Origin of the sequence: Shewanella sp. MF05960 (assembly GCF_050849305.1) — a bacterium.
Taxonomy (GTDB): Bacteria; Pseudomonadota; Gammaproteobacteria; order Enterobacterales; family Shewanellaceae; genus Shewanella.
Genome location: NZ_JBOZPS010000002.1, coordinates 194,870 through 215,641, shown reverse-complemented (window position 1 = coordinate 215,641; position 20,772 = coordinate 194,870). Strand labels below are relative to the sequence as shown.

The 20,772-nt window shown below is 43.7% G+C and carries 16 protein-coding genes and 1 tRNA gene; 12 read left to right on the top strand and 5 right to left on the bottom strand.

Going from position 1 to position 20,772, the window contains the following annotated elements; translation table 11 throughout:
- From ACROAE_RS02650 to ACROAE_RS02595, 12 genes are all read left to right on the top strand, one after another.
- Positions 1-1,356: a glutamine synthetase family protein gene (locus tag ACROAE_RS02650; protein WP_432399373.1), complete on the top strand. Its 1,356-nt coding sequence runs from the start codon at positions 1-3 to the stop codon at positions 1,354-1,356.
- A gap of 132 nt (positions 1,357-1,488) precedes the next feature.
- Complete coding sequence (locus ACROAE_RS02645; protein WP_432399372.1) at positions 1,489-2,874, top strand: aspartate aminotransferase family protein; 1,386 nt, start codon at positions 1,489-1,491, stop codon at positions 2,872-2,874.
- Between the two features lie 259 nt (positions 2,875-3,133).
- Positions 3,134-4,234 carry a polyamine ABC transporter substrate-binding protein gene (locus ACROAE_RS02640; RefSeq protein WP_432399371.1) on the top strand — a complete coding sequence of 367 codons (1,101 nt, stop codon included), beginning with the start codon at positions 3,134-3,136 and terminating at the stop codon, positions 4,232-4,234.
- Between the two features lie 152 nt (positions 4,235-4,386).
- Positions 4,387-5,523, top strand: a complete 1,137-nt coding sequence (gene potA / locus ACROAE_RS02635) for a polyamine ABC transporter ATP-binding protein (RefSeq protein WP_432399370.1) — start codon at positions 4,387-4,389, stop codon at positions 5,521-5,523.
- Positions 5,520-6,419 carry an ABC transporter permease subunit gene (locus ACROAE_RS02630; protein ID WP_432399369.1) on the top strand — a complete coding sequence of 300 codons (900 nt, stop codon included), beginning with the start codon at positions 5,520-5,522 and terminating at the stop codon, positions 6,417-6,419. The genes potA and ACROAE_RS02630 overlap by 4 nt, the downstream gene beginning before the upstream one ends.
- Positions 6,416-7,231 carry an ABC transporter permease subunit gene (locus ACROAE_RS02625; RefSeq protein WP_432399368.1) on the top strand — a complete coding sequence of 272 codons (816 nt, stop codon included), beginning with the start codon at positions 6,416-6,418 and terminating at the stop codon, positions 7,229-7,231. Before ACROAE_RS02630 ends, ACROAE_RS02625 begins: the two co-directional genes overlap by 4 nt.
- A 187-nt stretch (positions 7,232-7,418) precedes the next feature.
- On the top strand, positions 7,419-8,705 hold the full coding sequence (locus tag ACROAE_RS02620) for an NAD(P)/FAD-dependent oxidoreductase (RefSeq protein WP_432399367.1): 1,287 nt from the start codon (positions 7,419-7,421) through the stop codon (positions 8,703-8,705).
- A 70-nt stretch (positions 8,706-8,775) separates the two neighbouring features.
- Positions 8,776-10,224 carry an NADP-dependent succinate-semialdehyde dehydrogenase gene (gene gabD, locus ACROAE_RS02615; RefSeq protein WP_432399366.1) on the top strand — a complete coding sequence of 483 codons (1,449 nt, stop codon included), beginning with the start codon at positions 8,776-8,778 and terminating at the stop codon, positions 10,222-10,224.
- Positions 10,225-10,235: 11 nt separating this feature from the next.
- A complete protein-coding gene (gene gabT / locus ACROAE_RS02610; RefSeq protein ID WP_432399365.1) occupies positions 10,236-11,513 on the top strand; it encodes a 4-aminobutyrate--2-oxoglutarate transaminase in 1,278 nt (425 codons plus the stop codon).
- Positions 11,514-11,637: 124 nt separating this feature from the next.
- Positions 11,638-13,755 (top strand): methyl-accepting chemotaxis protein, encoded by a 2,118-nt coding sequence (locus tag ACROAE_RS02605; protein ID WP_432399364.1) that lies wholly within the window; start codon positions 11,638-11,640, stop codon positions 13,753-13,755.
- 89 nt (positions 13,756-13,844) lie between these two features.
- Positions 13,845-14,504: an RluA family pseudouridine synthase gene (locus ACROAE_RS02600; RefSeq protein WP_432399363.1), complete on the top strand. Its 660-nt coding sequence runs from the start codon at positions 13,845-13,847 to the stop codon at positions 14,502-14,504.
- A gap of 338 nt (positions 14,505-14,842) precedes the next feature.
- Positions 14,843-15,565 (top strand): DUF599 domain-containing protein, encoded by a 723-nt coding sequence (locus ACROAE_RS02595; RefSeq protein ID WP_432399362.1) that lies wholly within the window; start codon positions 14,843-14,845, stop codon positions 15,563-15,565.
- Between the two features lie 156 nt (positions 15,566-15,721).
- Here the strand turns inward: ACROAE_RS02595 and ACROAE_RS02590 are convergent.
- From ACROAE_RS02590 to rpsU, 5 genes are all read right to left on the bottom strand, one after another.
- Positions 15,722-15,798, bottom strand: a tRNA-Ile gene (locus ACROAE_RS02590).
- Between the two features lie 329 nt (positions 15,799-16,127).
- Positions 16,128-17,966 (bottom strand): RNA polymerase sigma factor RpoD, encoded by a 1,839-nt coding sequence (gene rpoD / locus ACROAE_RS02585; RefSeq protein WP_432399361.1) that lies wholly within the window; start codon positions 17,964-17,966, stop codon positions 16,128-16,130.
- Between the two features lie 150 nt (positions 17,967-18,116).
- A complete protein-coding gene (gene dnaG / locus ACROAE_RS02580) occupies positions 18,117-19,844 on the bottom strand; it encodes a DNA primase (RefSeq protein ID WP_432399360.1) in 1,728 nt (575 codons plus the stop codon).
- Between the two features lie 88 nt (positions 19,845-19,932).
- Positions 19,933-20,376 (bottom strand): GatB/YqeY domain-containing protein, encoded by a 444-nt coding sequence (locus tag ACROAE_RS02575; protein WP_432399359.1) that lies wholly within the window; start codon positions 20,374-20,376, stop codon positions 19,933-19,935.
- A gap of 7 nt (positions 20,377-20,383) precedes the next feature.
- Positions 20,384-20,599, bottom strand: coding sequence for a 30S ribosomal protein S21 (rpsU, locus tag ACROAE_RS02570; protein WP_006080725.1), 216 nt, complete (start codon positions 20,597-20,599; stop codon positions 20,384-20,386).
- Positions 20,600-20,772 lie beyond the last annotated feature (173 nt).

The window sequence follows — 20,772 nt, the reverse complement described above, 5'->3', positions numbered from 1 at the left end:
ATGGATAAGTTAATCGCTTTTTTGAAAGACAATAAAATTACCGAAGTAGAATGTGTTATTAGTGATCTTACTGGGATTGCACGCGGAAAAATTGCGCCGGTTGCTAAATTTATCGACGAGAAAGGGATGCGACTTCCTGAAAGTGTGTTGTTGCAAACGGTCACCGGTGACTATATTAATGATGAGATTTTCTATTCATTACTTGATGATGCAGATATCGATTTTGTGTGTGTACCAGACGAAAACGCTGTTTTCATGTTGCCGTGGACGGTTGAAGCAACTGCGCAAGTTATTCACGATTGTTATGATCGCATGGGTAACCCAATTGAGTTGTCATCTCGTAACGTGTTAAAAAAGGTTCTTAAACTTTATGAAGATAAAGGTTGGGAACCTGTTATTGCCCCAGAAATGGAATTTTATCTCACTAAGCGTTCAGACGATCATGATTTACCATTAAAGCCACCTATTGGCCGTTCTGGTCGTCCTGAAGCTGGCCGTCAGTCTTTCTCTATCGATGCTGCTAACGAATACGATCCACTGTTTGAAGACATGTACGATTGGTGTGAAGCGCAAGGTTTAGATATTGATACCTTGATCCACGAAGATGGTCCAGCGCAAATGGAAATCAACTTCAGCCATGGCAACCCATTGGCACTCGCTGACCAAGTATTTGTATTTAAACGTACTTTAAGAGAAGCCGCCTTAAAGCATGATGTGTGTGCGACGTTTATGGCTAAACCGGTAACCGACGAGCCTGGCAGTGCCATGCATATTCACCAGAGTGTGATCGACAAGAAAACCGGCAAAAACATCTTCACCAAAGAAGATGGGACTCAAAGCCAGTTATTTTTAAATTACATTGCCGGTTTGCAAACGTATATTCCTGAGTTGTTACCACTAATGGCGCCTAATGCTAACTCGTTCCGTCGTTTTTTACCGGGTACATCAGCACCAGTAAACTTAGAGTGGGGCGTTGAAAACCGCACTTGTGGTTTACGTATTCCTGAGTCGTCGCCGCAAAACCGTCGTATCGAAAACCGTATCCCTGGTGCAGACTCAAACTGTTACCTTGCAATTGCCGCGAGCTTATTATGTGGCTTTATTGGTATGGATAAAAACTTACGTCCGTCGACGCCAGTGACAGGCCGTGCGAACGAAAGCCGTACCAATAACGAAAACTACTTACCAGTGACATTAGAAGAAGCGCTAATGGCAATGCAAGAAAGTGAAGCGTGTATTGAATATTTAGGCCAGTCGTTCACCACTGCATTTGTGGCGGTAAAACAAGCTGAGCTTGAAAACTTCCGTCGTGTTGTGAGTTCATGGGAACGTGAGTTCTTGTTGTTAACCGTATAGTTACGGTATACAACAAGTAAGTTATTCGCATGATTAAACGTAAAAGAACCATCATTAATGATGATGGTTCTGGTAGTCAATAAACAGCTAGTCGATGCCTTGTGTTTGCTAGCTGCTTTAAAGGATACAAGTATGTCGACCCCATTAGTAAGCCAGCAGCAAAAGCTCGATAATTTACAAGCGGCAGATAAGCAACATTTTATCCATCCGTTTACAGATTCAAAAGGCTTAGCCGAAAAAGGTACCCGTGTTATTGAGCGTGCTGATGGGGTTTATTTATGGGACATCATGGGCCATAAATTGCTCGACGCAATGGCGGGATTATGGTGTGTCAACGTGGGTTATGGTCGTCAATCTATTGTTGATGCCGTCGCTAAGCAAATGCAACAACTGCCCTTTTACAACAGCTTTTTTCAATGTTCACACCCTCCAGCGATTGAATTAGCGCAAAAAATTGCTTCATTAGCACCTGCCCACATGAACAATGTGTTTTTTACCGGGTCTGGCTCTGAGTCGAACGACACCAACTTACGCATGGTGCGCCGTTACTGGGACCTTAAAGGTAAACCTAATAAGAAAACCATTATTAGTCGTGTGAATGCTTATCACGGTTCTACCGTTGCGGGTGCCAGTTTAGGTGGCATGTCGGGTATGCATGAGCAAGGTGATTTACCTATTCCTGGTGTCGTACATATTGCCCAGCCGTATTGGTACGGCGAAGGTAAGGGGTTAACGCCAGAAGCCTTTGGCTTACAAACCGCGCAAGCACTTGAAGCAAAAATTCTTGAGTTAGGCGAAGACAATGTCGCGGCCTTTATTGCCGAGCCGTTTCAAGGTGCGGGTGGGGTCATTATTCCTCCCTCTACTTATTGGCCAGAAATTAAGCGTATTTTGGCTAAATACGATATTTTATTCATTCTTGACGAAGTGATCAGCGGTTTTGGCCGTACCGGTAAATGGTTTGCCGCTGAATACTTTGATTTACAGCCTGATTTGATTTCGATTGCTAAGGGCATGACCTCGGGTTATGTGCCAATGGGCGGCGTGATTGTGTCAGACAGAGTAGCAGATGTGATTAAGCAAGATTGTGGCGAGTTTACCCACGGTTTTACCTATTCCGGTCATCCTGTTGCTGCCGCAGCGGCACTAGAAAACATCCGTATTATTGAGCAAGAGCAACTAGTAGAGCGAGTTGCAACAGATACCTCACCCTATTTGCAGTCGGCTTTACAACAATTAGCCGAGCATCCTTTAGTGGGTGAGGTGCGCGGTATTGGGTTGGTCGCCGCCATTGAGCTGGTGCAAGATAAAACCACTCATCAACGATTTGATGCTAGCGTTGGCGCGGGCACGGTTTGCCGCGACGCGTGTATTAAGCATGGCCTGGTGATGCGCTCTGTTGGCGACACCATGATCATTTCACCACCATTAACCATCAGCCACAGTGAAATCGATGCGTTAGTGGCCATGGCAACCCAAGCATTAAACGATACTTACCAGTTCATTCAAGGCAAATAACGCCAATTATTGTGAATGAATATTGTAAAATAGTGATTTTTTACCCAAAAACATTTTTACGCTCTAGTAATCGAAAATGATTTTGATAAAATCCGCAAAATTATGGGAGCGCATGCCGTTACTGTAATCATACCGATGCATAGTTAAGTTGTAGCATTGGATAATTTCTTTCAATAGAAAGAAGATTTTACACGCTGGTATAGCTAGCGAAAAAAACTAATGTCAGCAATAACTGACCATTATCCAAAAGGGAGAAAGTATGAAGCTACTAAACAAACTATCCACATTGGCCCTCATTACTGCAAGTGTGTTTTCAAGCACTGCTATTCAGGCCGAGGAAGTGGTCAAAATGTATAATTGGTCAGATTACATCGCCGAAGATACATTAGCTAATTTCGAAAAAGAAACTGGCATTAAAGTCATTTATGACGTATTTGATAGCAACGAAGTGCTCGAAGCAAAATTATTATCTGGCCGCAGCGGTTACGATATTGTTGTGCCGTCAAACCACTTTTTGGCTAAGCAAGTGATTGCCGGGGCTTTTCAAAAGCTTGATCGCACTAAGTTGACTAATTATGCCAACTTAAAACCCGATTTAATGAAACAGTTACAAAAAGCCGATCCAAACAATGAGCATGCAGTGCCTTATTTATGGGGTACCAATGGTATTGGTTACAACATCGATAAAGTTAAAGCCGTTTTAGGTGAAGATGCACCATTTGACTCTTTAGAGCTTATTTTTAATCCAAAATACGCTGAAAAAATCGGTTCATGTGGCTTCTCTATGCTTGATTCTGCTGACGATATGTTGCCACAAGCGCTTATTTATTTAGGTCTAGACCCTAACAGCAAAAATGCTGCTGATTATGAAAAAGCCGCGGAAGTATTAGCCAAAGTGCGTCCTTATGTGACTTACTTCCATTCTTCACGCTACATTTCTGATTTAGCCAACGGTGACATTTGTGTCGCGTTTGGTTTCTCGGGTGACGTATTCCAGGCTGCTGCGCGTGCTGATGAAGCCGGTAACGGTAACAAAATTGGTTACTCTATCCCTAAAGAAGGTGCCAACCTATGGTTTGACATGTTAGCCATCCCACAAGATGCCACTAACGTCGATAACGCTCATAAGTTAATTAACTACTTAATGCGTCCTGAAGTTATTGCGCCAATCAGTAACTATGTTGCTTATGCCAACGCTAACGTTCCAGCGCAAGCGCTTGTTGATGAAGCCATTCGTAACGACCCAGCCATTTACCCACCTCAGTCGGTAATTGATAAGTTATACATTGGTGATGTTCGTCCATTAAAAATTCAACGTGTGGTTACCCGCGCTTGGACAAAAGTGAAATCAGGTCAATAAACTGAAGCACTAGGGCGAGGTCACTCGCCCTACTTTTTACAGTTATTTGTAAACTTTATTTGGCTAATTTAGCCTCTTTACAAAATGGTTAAGTGTGCGCATAACAACGTAGATTGTTATGGTACACATACTCCAAAAGGCGGAGCAGTATTATGGGAAACACCTCGGGCGTCACCAATAAACCAACCACAAAGACGCAAGAAAAAGTCCTGCTTAAGATTGAACGTGTAAGCAAGCTGTTTGATGATGTGCGTGCCGTTGACGATGTGTCATTGACGATTAATCAAGGTGAGATTTTTGCCCTATTAGGTGGCTCAGGCTCTGGTAAGTCAACATTGCTGCGCATGTTAGCTGGCTTTGAAAAACCGACTGAAGGCCGTATTTTCTTAGATGGTGTCGACATTACCGACATGCCGCCGTACGAACGTCCTATTAACATGATGTTTCAATCCTATGCATTATTTCCGCACATGACCGTTGAGCAAAATATTGCTTTTGGTCTTAAGCAAGACAAAATGCCAAAAGCGGACATTGAAGTACGTGTAAAAGAAATGCTTAAACTGGTGCACATGGAAAAATACGGTAAACGTAAACCGCATCAGTTATCGGGTGGTCAACGCCAACGTGTCGCCTTGGCTCGTTCGCTTGCTAAACGCCCTAAATTGTTATTGCTCGATGAGCCAATGGGCGCATTAGATAAAAAACTGCGTACCCAAATGCAGTTAGAAGTGGTTGATATTTTAGAAGCCGTAGGCGTAACGTGCGTGATGGTAACTCACGACCAAGAAGAAGCCATGACCATGGCGGGCCGTATCTCAATTATGCATGAAGGCTGGATTGCGCAAACTGGCAGTCCAATGGATATTTACGAGTCTCCTGCTAGCCGCCTAGTGGCAGAATTTATTGGTACTGTGAACTTATTTGAAGGTGAGATTATTGCCGATGAAGTCGACCACGCCATTATTAAGTCAACTACTCTGGACCGTGAGTTTTATATCGGCCATGGTATTTCAACCAGCCTTGAGAATAAAAATATCTTTTTGGCCCTGCGTCCTGAAAAAACCATTATTACTCGCCAAAAACCAGAAAGTGAATACAACTGGGCACATGGCGTAGTACACGATATTGCCTACCTTGGCGGATTGTCTGTTTATTATATCAAGCTCAAAAACAAGCAAATTGTACAATGCTCAATGATTAACCGCGAACGCCGCGCTGACCACCCAACGTGGGAAGATGAGGTGTACATCAGTTGGGAAGACAGCAGCGGGGTTGTATTAAACTCATGAAGAATCCACTGAAAATAATTAAAGGTCGTTATTTAACCATGGGGGTGCCTTACCTCTGGTTATTGATGTTCTTCGCACTGCCGTTTGCGATTGTATTAAAGTTGAGCTTTTCGTCAGCGGCAATTGCGATCCCGCCTTATGAAGCCACATTCAGTTATGCTGATGAGATGCTCAATATTGCACTGAATTTTGGTAACTATTTATTGTTACTGCAAGACTCAATGTATTACATGGCGTATCTCACCTCATTAAAAATGGCGTTTGTGGCGACTGTGGGCTGCCTAATTTTAGGCTTTCCGATGGCTTACGCTATTGCTAGAGCGCCGGCACGTTTACAAACGGTGTTTTTGTTACTGGTGATGTTGCCGTCATGGACTTCATTCCTGATTCGTATTTATGCCTGGATGGGGATTTTAAGTAACAACGGTTTAATCAATAACGCCTTAATGTGGTTAGGGGTGATTTCTGAACCTATCCAAATGCTCAATACTAACTTTGCCGTATACATAGGGATTATTTACGCCTACTTGCCGTTTATGATTTTGCCCTTGTACGCCACATTAGTGAAATTGGACTTAAGTTTAATTGAGGCCGCATCTGATTTGGGTTCTAGCAGTATTAACACGTTTTGGAAAATCACCTTGCCATTGTCAATGGGTGGCGTAGTTGCCGGTTCAATGTTGGTGTTTATTCCTGCTGTAGGTGAGTTTGTTATCCCTGAATTATTGGGCGGCCCAGATTCACTCATGATTGGTAAAGTGTTGTGGCAAGAGTTCTTTAATAACCGCGATTGGCCAGTGGCTTCGTCACTTGCGATTGTGATGCTAGCGCTGTTGATTATTCCGATAACCTTATTCCACCGTTATCAGTCACGTAATATGGAGAACGATGTATGAAGAAGCTAAGTTTCTCTAAAGTGATGCTGTGGGTCGGCTTACTGTTTTTATATGCGCCGATGTTTATTTTGGTTATCTATTCATTTAACGAATCGAAACTGGTTACCGTTTGGAGTGGGTTTTCGCCAAAATGGTACGGTGAGCTTTTTCAAGATGATCAGATCCTTGGAGCGGTATGGACCAGTTTACGTATCGCCTTTTACAGTGCGACTATGGCGGTAGTGATTGGTACTATGGCCGCATTTGTGATGACGCGTTTTCGCCGCTCGTGGGCAAAGCTAACATTGTCTAACATGATCACTGCGCCACTGGTTATGCCTGAGGTGATCACCGGTTTGTCGTTGCTACTACTGTTTGTTGAAATGGCTGATTTGTTTGGTTGGCCAGCAGAAAGGGGCATGTTAACCGTTTGGATTGCCCATTCAACGTTCTGTGCGGCTTATGTGGCAGTGGTTGTGTCATCAAGGCTACGTGAACTTGACCTATCGATTGAAGAAGCCGCTATGGACTTAGGTGCTACGCGCTTAAAAACCTTCTTTTTAATTACCGTACCGATGATTTCACCGGCGTTAATTGCCGGTTGGTTCTTGTCATTTAGCTTGTCGCTAGATGACTTAGTTATCGCTAGCTTTGCCTCTGGCCCTGGCTCAACCACATTACCTATGGTGGTGTTCTCGTCAGTACGTTTAGGGGTATCGCCTAAAATTAACGCGCTGGCTACGATTATCATCTTAAGTGTGTCATTGGTGGCATTCTTGTCGTGGTACCTGGCGCGGCGTGCCGAGAAAAAATCGAAAGAAGCGATGGAGTAACATTGGTTATTTGATTGCACGAAAGCCACGCTTTTTGAGTGTGGCTTTTTTTTAACGCTATGAACCGTAGGGTGTTAAATATATTCTACAAAGTGTCAATAATTACGTTTTAAATGCTAGTTTTTAAATATGCTTAAGTGTACGATGAACTAGTTGTATTTCGTTTTGAACCCATAAAGGAAGCGCTATGTCCGCCACACCTCACGCTAGTTCATATTATGCTGCGTCGGCTAATGATAAAGTCGAACGCCCTCGTTTAGAATCTTCAATAGAAACTGATGTTTGTATCATTGGTGCGGGATATACCGGGCTGTCATCGGCGCTGCATTTATTAGAAAGCGGCATGAAAGTGGTTATCTTAGAAGCGGCCCGAATTGGCTGGGGCGCATCGGGTCGAAACGGCGGACAAATCGTCAATTCTTTTAGTCGCGACATCGACAGTATCGAAAAGATCGTTGGTAAAGAACAAGGCAAATTATTTGGTCAAATGGCGTTTGAAGGTGGCCAAATTATTCGTGAGCGTATTGCCAAATACAATATCGATTGTGACTTAAAAGATGGCGGTGTCTTTGCGGCAATGAACGCCAAGCAAATGGGCCATTTACAGTCGCAGAAAAAGCTCTGGGAAGCACATGGGCATAACAATCATTTAGAGATGCTCGACAAAGACGGCATTCGTAATGTGGTCAATACTGATTTATACGTAGGCGGCTTGCTCGATAAAAGTGGCGGCCACATTCACCCGCTTAATTTAGCATTAGGCGAAGCCCGTGCTGTTGAATCGCTCGGCGGACAAATTTTTGAAGACTCAGCGGTGATTAACGTTGAAGACGGTGAGTCGCCAGTTGTGCACACTGCACAAGGCCAGGTTAAATGTAAGTTTGTGGTTGTGGCGGGTAATGCCTATTTGGGTAAATTACTCCCAGAGCTACAAGCCAAATCAATGCCTTGTGGTACTCAGGTTATTACAACAGAACCACTGTCTGATGAAATGGCGGCCAGTTTATTACCGCAAGATTATTGCGTAGAAGACTGTAACTACCTGTTAGATTATTACCGTCTTACCGGCGACAAGCGACTTGTCTTTGGTGGTGGTGTTGTTTATGGCGCACGTGATCCGGCCAACGTTGAAGCCTTGATTATGCCTAAGTTGTTAAATACGTTTCCGCAATTAAAAGGCGTTAAAGTGGATTACGCCTGGACGGGTAACTTTTTAATGACGTTGTCACGTTTGCCACAAGTCGGCCGTATTGGACACAACATTTATTATTCGCAAGGCTGTAGTGGTCATGGGGTTACCTATACTCATTTAGCTGGCAAGTTAATTGCCGAAATGCTGAATAACCAAGCGACTCGCTTTGATGCGTTTGCGGCTTTACCACATTACCCGTTCCCAGGTGGCCATGCGCTGAGAGTACCCTTTAGTGCATTAGGCGCCTGGTATTACACCATGCGTGACAAATTTGGCATTTAGTTATTGCGTGTAACCGAATAAACATTATTTACAAAGACACAGTATTTTATCGAATGAGTAGGAGAGCGTTGTGATTTTAAATGATCCAAGCTTATTGCATGAGCAATGTTATATCGATGGTGTTTGGATAGACGCCGACAGTGGTGAAAAGGTTGCTATAAACAATCCCGCAACCCAAGAACTTATTGGCCATGTGCCTGTGATGGGCGCCGTTGAAACCCAAGCCGCGATTACAGCCGCCAATAAGGCGTTACCTGCATGGCGCGCGCTTACTGCCAAAGAGCGTAGCCAAAAGTTACGCCGTTGGTTTGAGTTAATGCATGAAAATGCAGACGATCTCGCGTTGATGATGACCACAGAGCAAGGTAAACCATTGGCTGAAGCCAGAGGCGAAGTGACTTATGCCGCCTCGTTTATCGAATGGTTTGCCGAGGAAGCCAAGCGTATTTATGGCGATACTATTCCTGGACATCAAGCAGATAAAAGACTGACGGTAATTAAACAACCTGTAGGGGTTACCGCGGCGATTACACCGTGGAACTTCCCTGCCGCGATGATCACCCGTAAAGCTGCGCCGGCACTTGCTGCGGGTTGTACTATGGTGGTTAAACCTGCACCGCAAACGCCGTTTACCGCATTAGCGTTAGCAGAACTGGCTCATCGCGCAGGTATTCCTGCGGGGGTATTTAGTGTGGTGACGGGTGATGCTATTGCCATTGGTAATACCTTATGCGATAGCCCTATAGTGCGTAAATTATCGTTTACCGGTTCAACCGCGGTGGGCATTAAGTTAATGGAGCAATGCGCCCCGACACTTAAAAAACTCTCACTTGAACTTGGCGGTAATGCACCGTTTATCGTGTTTGACGACGCCGATATCGACGCCGCAGTCGAAGGCGCCATGATTGCAAAATACCGTAATGCAGGCCAAACCTGCGTGTGTGCCAACCGCATTTATGTTCAAGCCGGCGTGTATGAGCAATTTACCCAAAAATTTGCTGCTGCTGTCGCTAAGCTCAATGTGGGTAACGGCGCAGATGATGGGGTCAATATCGGTCCATTGATTAATGAAGCTGCTGTGACCAAAGTACAAAGCCATTTAGCGGATGCACTCTCAAAAGGTGCCAGTATTGTAGCGGGTGGTAAAGTGCATAGCTTGGGCGGATTGTTTTTTGAACCCACCATTTTACGTGATGTTGATAAGTCGATGCTGGTGGCTAAAGAAGAAACATTTGGCCCATTAGCACCGTTATTTAAATTCGATACCGTTGATGATGTCATTAAACAAGCTAACGACACTGAATTTGGTTTAGCGGCGTATTTTTATGGCCGCGACATTTCGCTAGTCTACAAAGTCGCTGAAGCGCTTGAGTATGGCATGGTGGGAGTTAATACCGGATTAATCTCGACAGAAGTGGCGCCTTTTGGTGGCATTAAATCGTCTGGATTAGGCCGTGAAGGTTCTAAGTTTGGTATCGATGAATACCTTGAAATGAAATATATCTGCATGTCAGTTTAAGAGAGCGGGCTATGACTAAAACAAATGATGGACTAATGGCGCGTCGCCAAGCGGCAGTGGCTCAAGGTGTAGGACAAATCCACCCTATTTTTACTGAACGTGCTGAAAACGCCACGGTATGGGATGTTGAAGGTCGAGAATACATTGATTTTGCGGGTGGTATTGCGGTGCTCAATACAGGCCATTTACACCCTAAAGTTAAAGCTGCGGTAGCTGCGCAGTTAGATGCCTTCTCGCATACCTGTTTTATGGTGTTAGGCTACGAAAGCTATATTGCGGTATGTGAAAAACTTAACCATCTAGTCCCTGGCGACTTCGACAAGAAAACCGCGTTATTCACCAGTGGTTCAGAAGCGGTCGAGAATGCGGTAAAAGTAGCGCGTGCGTATACAAAACGAGCCGGGGTTATTGCATTTACTTCTGGCTATCATGGTCGAACCATCGCTGCACTCGCATTAACGGGTAAAGTCGCACCGTACAGCAAAGGCATGGGCTTAATGTCAGCCAATGTGTTCCGCGCTGAATTTCCGTGTGAAATGCATGGTGTGTCTGAAGATGATGCAATGGCATCAATTGAGCGTATTTTTAAGAATGATGCAGAGCCTGCTGATATCGCGGCGATTATATTAGAGCCTGTACAAGGCGAGGGCGGATTTTACGCCGTTACACCATCGTTTATGAAGCGCTTACGTGAATTGTGCGACAACCATGGCATTGTGCTTATTGCAGACGAAGTACAAACTGGCGCGGGTCGTACAGGGACTTTCTTTGCGATGGAACAAATGGGTGTGGCCGCTGACATTACCACCTTTGCTAAGTCTATCGCCGGTGGTTTTCCACTGTCTGGTATTACTGGTAAAGCAGACGTCATGGATGCAGTAACCGCAGGCGGCTTAGGCGGCACTTATGGTGGTAGCCCTATTGCCTGTGCAGCAGCGCTCGCAGTTATTGAAGTGTTTGAAGAAGAACAGTTATTAACTCGCGCTAATGACGTGGGTAATCGGCTTAAAACGGCATTAACCGATATGCAGGCTAAATACCCGCAAATTGCAGATGTGCGTGGTTTAGGCGCCATGATAGCCATTGAACTGATGGACGATGGCGTACCGGCACCACAATATAGTGCTAAGATTTTGGCTGAAGCACGAAGTCGTGGGCTTATTTTATTGTCTTGTGGCACCTACGGTAATGTTATTCGTGTGTTAGTGCCGCTAACGGCTCCTGATGCGCAAATTGATGCTGGTTTAGCCATTATGGATGGTACATTTCAAGCCGTGTTTAAATCGTAGAATGCTGTTTAATAAATGTTCAATTAAATCCCGCTTTTAGCGGGATTTTTTTTGGGTTTTACGTTATGTTCTTAAAAGCGGACTACACTTAAAAAGTCGTGTAAACACTGGGAGTTAAAATTGAATGAAAGCATTATCCATCAAAGTAAAGTTGTTATGGATCACCTCGGCATTGTTTATTGCCACCGTAGTTGTGCTGTCATCCAGTTTATGGGTCGTGCTAAAAGATAAAAATAATAGCTTAGCAGCCGAAGTGGAAGTGGCTTTACAGCAAGAAATCAACGACAAATTATCTGCCAGAGCGGGTGAGTATGGTGAGCGTGTCGCTGGCTTTATTAACGAGGCGTATCGTATTCCGTATTCATTTGCTGGCTTGTTAGAGCAAACTGCTCAAAAAGATCCTTTAAGTCGCGAACGTGTAGAGTCGTCTTTAGCCGCTGTATTGCAAAAAAATGAACAGATATCATCTATGTATGTTCACTTTGAACCTAACGGCTATGACTATCTCGATGATAGTTATTTAGGCGGCAGTAGTCATAGTGTGGTCAATGCTGGCACATTAGAGGTTTATAACACTCGTGGTACAGACGGGTCCGTAAAGCAGCAATCTGTGGCAAATGCAGAAGATAAATATATCAGTACGTTAAACGAATTTGGCGTACGCGAAGCCGAATGGTATTTATGTGCTAAAGACAGTAAAAAGCCTTGTTTGATGGAGCCATATTTATACGAAATCACTCCGGGCAATCAAGTATTGATGACATCGTTAACCTCAGCGGTCGTCGTCGATAATCAATTTAAAGGTATCGTTGGTGTAGATATTAACTTACCGATATTCCAATCCATGATTATGGAACTGTCAAAAAGCTTATACCAGGGCCAGGCTAAAGTCACTCTGGTTAGCCAAAAAGGCTTTGTGGTGGCCGCAAGCCATTATACTAAATTCGCTCGGCCATTGAGTGAGTCGGTTAAGCCCGAATTGGCCAAAAAGTTATTAGCATTAAATAACACCTCTGGTTTTGTTAATGAGCCAGACAGCATTGCAGTTGGCTATCCTATTGCCATCCCTATTGCCAATGCAACATGGTCATTGATTATTGAAGTGCCCAAAAGTCAGGCCTTTATGGCCGTTAATCATATGAACGATTCAATGACCGAAATGGAAATGTCATTAGGTGGCTTGTTATTAATGATTGGCATCGCCGTTACCGTTATCGCCGTGATTATTATTAGTTTGGTGATTCGCAGTATTATTGCGCCGTTGAATATGATCCAAACGCGGGTCGAAAACTTGGCCAGTGCCGAAGGCGATTTAACCCAAACGATAGATGTAGACGCCCATGCGGAATTGATAGCGTTAGGCGGTGGGTTTAATCGTTTTATTGCTAAATTACGCCATTTAATTTCTGAACTTAAAATACTTGCAGACAGCTCGCAACAAGAAAGTATTAAGTCAGCTGAGATCGCTAAGCACACCCGTGAAAGTGTTAATCGACAATATAATGAGATTGAAAGTGTGGTCACTGCAGTTAATCAAATGAGTGCCACCGCCTTAGAAGTGGCTAAAGCCTCAGAGCAAACGGCGATGGAAACGGAGTCGATGACCATCAATGTTAAAGAAGGTGAGTCGCGTTTATCTCAAGCTATGGTGTTTGTTGAGGGCATGTCTAAAGAGTCAGCCCAGGCGCAGCAAGCGGTTAATTTAGTGTCGCAAAGTAGTGGCAATATTAGTCGTATTTTAGAGGTGATTAGTGCTATTGCAGAGCAAACTAATTTACTCGCTTTGAACGCCGCTATTGAGGCTGCACGTGCTGGAGAGCAAGGCCGTGGTTTTGCTGTGGTTGCCGACGAAGTGAGAACATTAGCATCGAGAACTCAAAAGTCGACTGATGAAATTAGTACCTTAATTGATTCACTGCAAAAAGAAGTGAAAAATGCCTCGAACATTATTGATAAAGGAGCTCAAGGCGCGAATAAAGCCGTTGAGCAAACACAATTGGCGTTGCAGTCATTAAATGCCATCGTGTCGCAAATTGATGAGATATCGAGCCAGGTGACACACATTGCGACCGCTGCTGAAGAGCAAAGTGCGGTCACTGAAGAGGTTAATCGTAATATTACCGGTATTTCAGATTCGGCCTCTGAGTTGTCACAACTCGCCGACGAAGCACAACAAAGCAGTGATAGTCTTGCAGAGCTTGTTCGTCAGCAACATCAACAGTTAGGACGTTTGCGTACTTAAGTCATTTTTAAAGACTTTAATGATACAAAGGTGGCCAATGAGCCACCTTTGCTATTATTATCGCCGTATAATTTGATGATCAAAATGTTATGTCTGAATTTATTGCGCCACCCTGTCACGGTGTTATTGAGGTGTTATACCAAGATGAACACTTACTGCTCATCAACAAACCTTCAGGGTTGTTGAGTTTGTCGGGTAAAAATCCGTTAAATAAAGATTCTGTGCATTATCGTTTAGTGCAAGACTTTCCTACAGCGACCTTATTGCATCGCCTCGATTTTGGCACCTCAGGTATTATGCTGGTGGCGCTCAATAAACAGGTTAATGGTTTATTGACCCAACAATTTCAGCAACGCACGATAAGCAAAACTTATACTGCAATACTTCACGGTGTGTTACCGGATGAAGAAGGTGAGATTGATTTACCCATCGCCAAAGATGTCGATAATTTTCCGTTAATGAAAATTTGCCATGACACAGGCAAGCCTGCTAAAAGTCATTACCAGGTCATAGAAAGGCACCCACACGGTTTATCAACCAAGGTGACATTTAGCCCCATTACCGGCCGTACGCATCAGTTACGTATTCATAGCCAGCAGATTGGCCATCCTATACTGGGTTGTGATTTGTATCGTAATGAGCAGTCACAACAGATGGCACCGCGATTACTTTTGCATGCCACTAGCCTCACTTTTATTCATCCCATTACCCTCGAGACTATGAATTGTATTTGTCCAAGCCCATTTTAAACTAATCCGCATTAATCACTGACCACTCAGAATGCGTCCAGCCGTTTTTGATTAAGGCGTCGCTATGCGGTAATGGTTGTGCCCTTTCAAATAGCGAGAACACAGAGTAAAAGTGGCTGGAACATTCCTTTCAGGCGAGTTTTAAAAGGGCTTACACTGCGTTACATGACTTCGAAAGATAACCACTATTCATTCAGTCATGCGCCGTGTTTAAGCCCTTTTACACTCTCGCTTAGTCATTACTTATTTACGCGGAACGGTTTTAGACAAAAACTGATTTAAGGTGAGTAAAAACTGATGCATAATCAATCTATTATTTTTTGTCTGAGATGATTAGCATGATCGTGCCCTGGATCGATTCGTTAGCCTTAATTGTGTTTTTAGTTGCCTGGGTTGGTTACACCAGTTTTGCTCGGCGTAAAGCTAAGACTACCAACTGTATTGCTAGGGTAATGCATCAACAGCGAATTATGTGGATGTCGCAAGTTATTGGTAAAGAAAACCGAGTGGGTGAGGCTGCATTACTGGCTAACCTTGAACGAAATATTGCTTTTTTTGCTTCAACGACCTTACTGGTTTTAGCGGGTGTGCTGACCTTATTCTCGCAAGTCGAAAAGCTGGAAACGGTCATTGCTTCAATTCCATTTACCGCCCCGCCTAATCATGCATTAGTGCAGGTTAAACTTGGTTTATTAGTCGGGATTTTTGTCTTGGCTTTTTTCCAATTTACCTGGTCAATGCGCCAATATGGTTTTGTTAACGTGATGATAGGCGCCGCGCCGTTGGATAAAACCGGCACCGATAAAGATCTCATCGCGTACGCAAGGCAAATGGCTGTAGTACAAGATCAAGCCGCTCATTCTTACAATTATGGCCTGCGATCATATTATTATTCAATGGCAGCGCTTTGCTGGTTTGTGAACCCATGGATGTTTATCGTGGCCAGTTTATTTGTGGTTTACACCTTATATCAACGAGAGTTTAATTCTAAAGCTGTGGTGGCCATAACCGCTGCACAAACGCATTTAGAAAAAAGCCCCTTACATATTCATAAAGCATAACGCTTGCCGTTAACTCGCATCATGCCACGCCATGTTAAGCATGGCGTGGTGACATCATCTCGATGGTTCACCGTTACTACTTGTCGCTCATCAACATCCTAAACATTAGAAACGAAAAAGCCGTAGCAATGAAACATTGCTACGGCTTATCTGAATTGGTGGCCCCTCCCAGACTTGAACTGGGGACCTGACGATTATGAGTCGTATGCTCTAACCAACTGAGCTAAGGGGCCGACTTACGATAGTCGTCACTATCGAAAGCGGGTGAAAGTATACGAAGTTTGTTGGCGCTTGTCACCCGTGTTTTGAGCACTATTTACTTATCTTGTTTCAATTGGTTATCTGTTAAGCAGTTTTGTTGCTTTTAAGGCAAATAACGGCAACTTTGATAACCATTAATTCAAGGCATAGGGCATGAACGCGCGCAATGAGTGACATTGAACTGAGCTATTGATATTGAGTTGTTTATGTAGAAAAACAGGATGAGTATTTAATGCGCTAAATATGAGGCATAAAAAAACCTGCCGAAGCAGGTTTTTAACCACAGATGACTCAAATAAGTTTATTCGTCTAGGAAAGACTTCAAAATCTCTGAGCGAGAAGGGTGGCGTAACTTACGTAACGCTTTAGCTTCAATCTGACGAATACGCTCACGTGTTACGTCAAACTGTTTGCCCACTTCTTCAAGAGTGTGGTCGGTGTTCATGTCGATACCGAAACGCATACGCAGTACTTTTGCTTCACGGGCGGTTAAGCCTGCTAGCACTTCGTGTGTGGCGTTCTTTAGACTTTCGCTTGTGGCTGAGTCTAATGGTAGCTCGAGAGTCGTATCCTCGATAAAATCACCCAAATGCGAATCTTCATCGTCACCGATTGGGGTTTCCATTGAGATTGGCTCTTTAGCGATTTTAAGTACCTTACGGATCTTATCTTCAGGCATCATCATACGTTCAGCTAATTCTTCAGGAGACGGCTCGCGGCCCATTTCTTGAAGCATTTGACGTGAAATACGGTTCAGCTTGTTGATGGTTTCGATCATGTGTACTGGAATACGGATCGTACGTGCTTGGTCAGCAATCGAGCGAGTAATCGCCTGACGGATCCACCAAGTCGCATAAGTTGAGAACTTATAACCACGACGGTATTCAAACTTATCAACCGCTTTCATCAAACCAATGTTACCTTCCTGGATTAAGTCCAAGAATTGTAAACCACGGTTGGTGTACTTTTTAGCAATAGAGATAACCAAACGTAAGTTAGCTTCAACCATTTCTTTCTTCGCACGACGAGCTTTCGCTTCACCGATAGACATGCGACGGTTAATGTCTTTAATGCCTGCGATGGTTAAATCTGTTTCTTGTTCGATGGCACCAAGCTTAGTGACACAACGCGTGACGTCGTCTTCAATCATACGAAGACCTTCTGCGTATGGCTTGCTGCTTTCTTTTTCTTTTTTAAACCAATCTAAATTAGTTTCGTTGCCAGTAAATGCTTTGATGAAGTTTTTCTTCGGCATTTTAGCTTGTTCAACACAAAGTTTGATCACTAGACGTTCTTGAACACGTACGCGATCCATCATGTTGCGCATGCTTTTCACTAAACGGTCAAACTGTTTAGGAACAAGGCGGAACTCTTTAAATAATTCACCGATAACAAATAACGAACCGATGGCTTCAGGGTGGTCACGACCTTTTTCAGCAATAATGCCTAAGCTTTTTTCGTAAGCTTCTCTTAATTGAGTAAACTTCTCTTTGGCTTCTTCAGGATCTGGACCTTTGTTGCCTTCTTCCTCTTCTTCGTCATCGTCATCATCGTCATCGTCATCATCATCGTCATTATCGGTATTCGCGACTTCTGAACCAATATTGGTGGCGGTAGGGGCGACGTCATCGTCGTCAGGATTGATAAATCCAGAGATAATATCAGACAAGCGCAATTCTTCAGCTTCATACTGGTCGAATTGCTCTAAGATCATTGCGATAGCTTGAGGGTATTCACTCACAGAACTTTGTACTGTGTTAATACCTTCTTCGATACGCTTGGCAATAACAATTTCGCCTTCGCGAGTAAGTAGCTCTACTGTACCCATTTCACGCATGTACATACGTACAGGGTCTGTGGTACGGCCTAACTCACTTTCAACGGTTGCAAGTGCTGCCGCAGCTTCTTCTGCAGCATCTTCGTCTGTGTTGTCTTCCGACATCATCATGTCATCGGCATCTGGCGCTTCTTCAAAAACGCGGATACCCATGTCATTTATCATCTGGATAATATCTTCAATCTGATCAGAATCGACCATGTCTGCTGGTAAGTGGTCGTTCACTTCAGCATAGGTTAAGTAACCTTGCTCTTTACCTTTAGCGAGCAACAGTTTGAGTTGCGACTGCGGAGTGTGATCCATAGATATCATCCAAGTTTGGGTAACTGATAAAACGATAGGCCATTTAGCTATGCTAAGTGGCGCGCAAATCGTCAATTATAACTGTGCAGACTAATCTTAGCTAGTCCATGGCACGGTTTTGTACGCAGATTATTCATCAATAATTGCGTATTATTTTGCAATGCCTTTCATTATCGCAACTAACTTTGTTAGCTGAACTTTTTCAACTTTCGTTAAAGTCTGTTTAAGGCTTAGCTCTTGGTATAGTTGTTCAATATATTGATTGTTCAACCATATCAAGGTTTGTTTAAACTCTGGCAATACGTTTTCATCCGCCACTTGATGATCCCAGTGGGCTAACTTTGTTAGAGTGCTTTTTTGTTCATGCTCTCTATGCAGTTCAAGTAGTTGTGCGCTGTTTAACGATTGCTCTCGAGTCATGTCTAGCAAGTGTCCTAGTAATGCGATACCGGGCATTTGCAGTCGCTCTAATGCAGGCTGAATGGCTAAACCAAAGCCGAGGCTAGGGTTTTGAACCAGTAGGGCAATGGCTAACCTTAATGGTGTACCACGGCCTTGTAAGCCTTTTGCATTGAGTGGTTTTACTTTGTTAACAGCAAAACCGAGTTTTTTCTTTAAATCATCGGCACTGTTCATGCCCAACTTGTGTGCTAGGTTTTCTAACAACAAATTCTGTAGGACGGTATCTTGTACCTTTTCAATTAGCGCAATGGCTTGCTTGGCTAATGCCCCTTTATCGGAGCCATGATTGCTACTTAATGTATCAAACAAAAACTCTGGTAATAACATGGCTTTTTGCATTAATGCTTCAAATGCGTCTTTGCCAATTTTTCTGACCATGGTGTCAGGGTCTTCGCCTTGTGGCAAAAACATAAATTTAACTTGGTCACCGGGTTTCAGTAGGGGCAAAGCTGTTTCGAGTGCACGCCATGCGGCTTCTCGTCCAGCTCGGTCACCGTCGTAACAACAAATGACTTGTTTTGCACTACGCACTAGCAGTTGAAATTGTTCAGCTGTGGTTGAAGTGCCTAATGACGCTACTGCGTAATCTACCCCAAATTGTGCCAGGGCAACGACATCCATGTATCCTTCTACAATTAATACATGTTGTGGGTCGCGATGTTTTTGTTTGAGCTCATACAAACCATAAAGCTCATTACCCTTATGAAATATGGGCGTTTCTGGAGAATTCAAGTACTTTGGGGTGCCGTCGCCCAAAACTCTTCCTCCAAATCCGACTACGCGACCTCTACGATCACGGATCGGGAACATCAATCTGTCGCGAAAACGGTCATAACGTTTGCCGTTATCGTTAGCGATTAGCATGCCTGCTGTAAGCAATTTATCTTGTGCTGCTTGGTTTTGGCGATAACGGCCCAGTAAACCGTCCCAGCCGTCTGGCGCAAAGCCAATACCAAATTGTTCAACTACCTCGTCGGATAGACCACGAAATGCGAGGTAATCAACCACTTTTTGTTTATCTGTGTGTTGCCGTAATTGACTCTGATAAAAAAGATTTGCTTCTTCCATCAGTTCATATAAATCGCGGCTTAATCCTTGGTCGGGTCTTTTTCCTGTACCTTGTTCTCTAGGTACTGGGATTCCGAGTTGACCGGCAAGTTCTTCAATGGCATCAACAAATTCGAGACGATCGTACTCCATGACAAAGTCAATTGCATTGCCGTGGGCGCCACATCCGAAACAATGATAAAATTGTTTGTCTCTGCTGACGGTAAAAGAGGGTGATTTTTCACTATGAAAAGGACAACAAGCCGAATGATTTTTACCGGCTTTTTTCAAAGGAACTTTGCGATCAATAAGATCGACTATGTCAATGCGAGCTATAAGCTCATTGATAAAATCACGAGGTATCGCCATTGATTGCTATGTTCTCGAATTTACTTTATCAACTGATTTAAACAAACAAGCCGTGCAAGTGCACGGCTTATTCAACATTAAAAAGCGATTACTTCAATTTAGCGCGTATCATGGTACCAATGGCACCTAAATCTGCACGGCCTTGAACTTTCGATTTTAATGCTCCCATTACTTTACCCATATCCGCCATGGTTGCAGCACCGACTTCCGCGATAGTTGCATCGATAATCGTTGCGACTTCATCTTCTGTAAGTTGTTTCGGTAAAAAAGTTTCAATAACTTGAATCTCTTCTGCTTCAACAGCTGCTAACTCCGGACGACCTGCTGCTTCATATTGAACAATAGAGTCGCGACGTTGTTTGACCATTTTGGTTAATACAGCTATCGCTTGTTCATCAGTCAGAGTTTCGCGGGTATCCACTTCAATCTGTTTAATGGCGGCAAGTGCCATACGAATTGTCCCCAAGCGCACTTTTTCTCTAGCACGCATGGCGTTATTCATTTGGTCTATTAGCTGATCGGTTAAGTTCATAATGAGATTAATATAAACGTACGCGACGTGCGTTTTCGCGAGAAAGCTTTTTAGCTAAACGCTTAACTGCAGCAGCTTTTGCACGCTTACGAGCAGTTGTTGGCTTCTCGTAGAATTCACGAGCACGCACGTCAGCTAAAATACCAGCTTTTTCACAAGAGCGCTTGAAACGACGAAGAGCTACGTCGAATGGTTCGTTTTCACGTACTTTAATAATTGGCATACGCCATCACCCCTTAGGTGTAGTTATGTTGGTTGGCTAAGTCTACAGTTCAACACTGTCTGTCATGAGTTTAAAAACAAATGCCAGCACATTAAACAGCAGTGTCTCAACTCAATCCAAAGGCTATTTAAAATGGTGCGGAATTTTACACCGAGCAGCGACCATTTGTAAAC

Excerpts from the sequence above, each read along its gene's own strand:
- ACROAE_RS02620 (WP_432399367.1), top strand. The coding sequence starts at position 7,419 with ATGTCCGCCACACCTCACGCTAGTTCATATTATGCTGCGTCGGCTAAT.
- ACROAE_RS02605 (WP_432399364.1), top strand. The coding sequence starts at position 11,638 with ATGAAAGCATTATCCATCAAAGTAAAGTTGTTATGGATCACCTCGGCA.
- potA (WP_432399370.1), top strand. The coding sequence starts at position 4,387 with ATGGGAAACACCTCGGGCGTCACCAATAAACCAACCACAAAGACGCAA.
- ACROAE_RS02595 (WP_432399362.1), top strand. The coding sequence starts at position 14,843 with ATGATCGTGCCCTGGATCGATTCGTTAGCCTTAATTGTGTTTTTAGTT.
- dnaG (WP_432399360.1), bottom strand. The coding sequence starts at position 19,844 with ATGGCGATACCTCGTGATTTTATCAATGAGCTTATAGCTCGCATTGAC.
- ACROAE_RS02600 (WP_432399363.1), top strand. The coding sequence starts at position 13,845 with ATGTCTGAATTTATTGCGCCACCCTGTCACGGTGTTATTGAGGTGTTA.
- rpoD (WP_432399361.1), bottom strand. The coding sequence starts at position 17,966 with ATGGATCACACTCCGCAGTCGCAACTCAAACTGTTGCTCGCTAAAGGT.
- ACROAE_RS02650 (WP_432399373.1), top strand. The coding sequence starts at position 1 with ATGGATAAGTTAATCGCTTTTTTGAAAGACAATAAAATTACCGAAGTA.
- rpsU (WP_006080725.1), bottom strand. The coding sequence starts at position 20,599 with ATGCCAATTATTAAAGTACGTGAAAACGAACCATTCGACGTAGCTCTT.
- ACROAE_RS02640 (WP_432399371.1), top strand. The coding sequence starts at position 3,134 with ATGAAGCTACTAAACAAACTATCCACATTGGCCCTCATTACTGCAAGT.
- gabT (WP_432399365.1), top strand. The coding sequence starts at position 10,236 with ATGACTAAAACAAATGATGGACTAATGGCGCGTCGCCAAGCGGCAGTG.
- ACROAE_RS02625 (WP_432399368.1), top strand. The coding sequence starts at position 6,416 with ATGAAGAAGCTAAGTTTCTCTAAAGTGATGCTGTGGGTCGGCTTACTG.
- ACROAE_RS02630 (WP_432399369.1), top strand. The coding sequence starts at position 5,520 with ATGAAGAATCCACTGAAAATAATTAAAGGTCGTTATTTAACCATGGGG.
- ACROAE_RS02645 (WP_432399372.1), top strand. The coding sequence starts at position 1,489 with ATGTCGACCCCATTAGTAAGCCAGCAGCAAAAGCTCGATAATTTACAA.
- ACROAE_RS02575 (WP_432399359.1), bottom strand. The coding sequence starts at position 20,376 with ATGAACTTAACCGATCAGCTAATAGACCAAATGAATAACGCCATGCGT.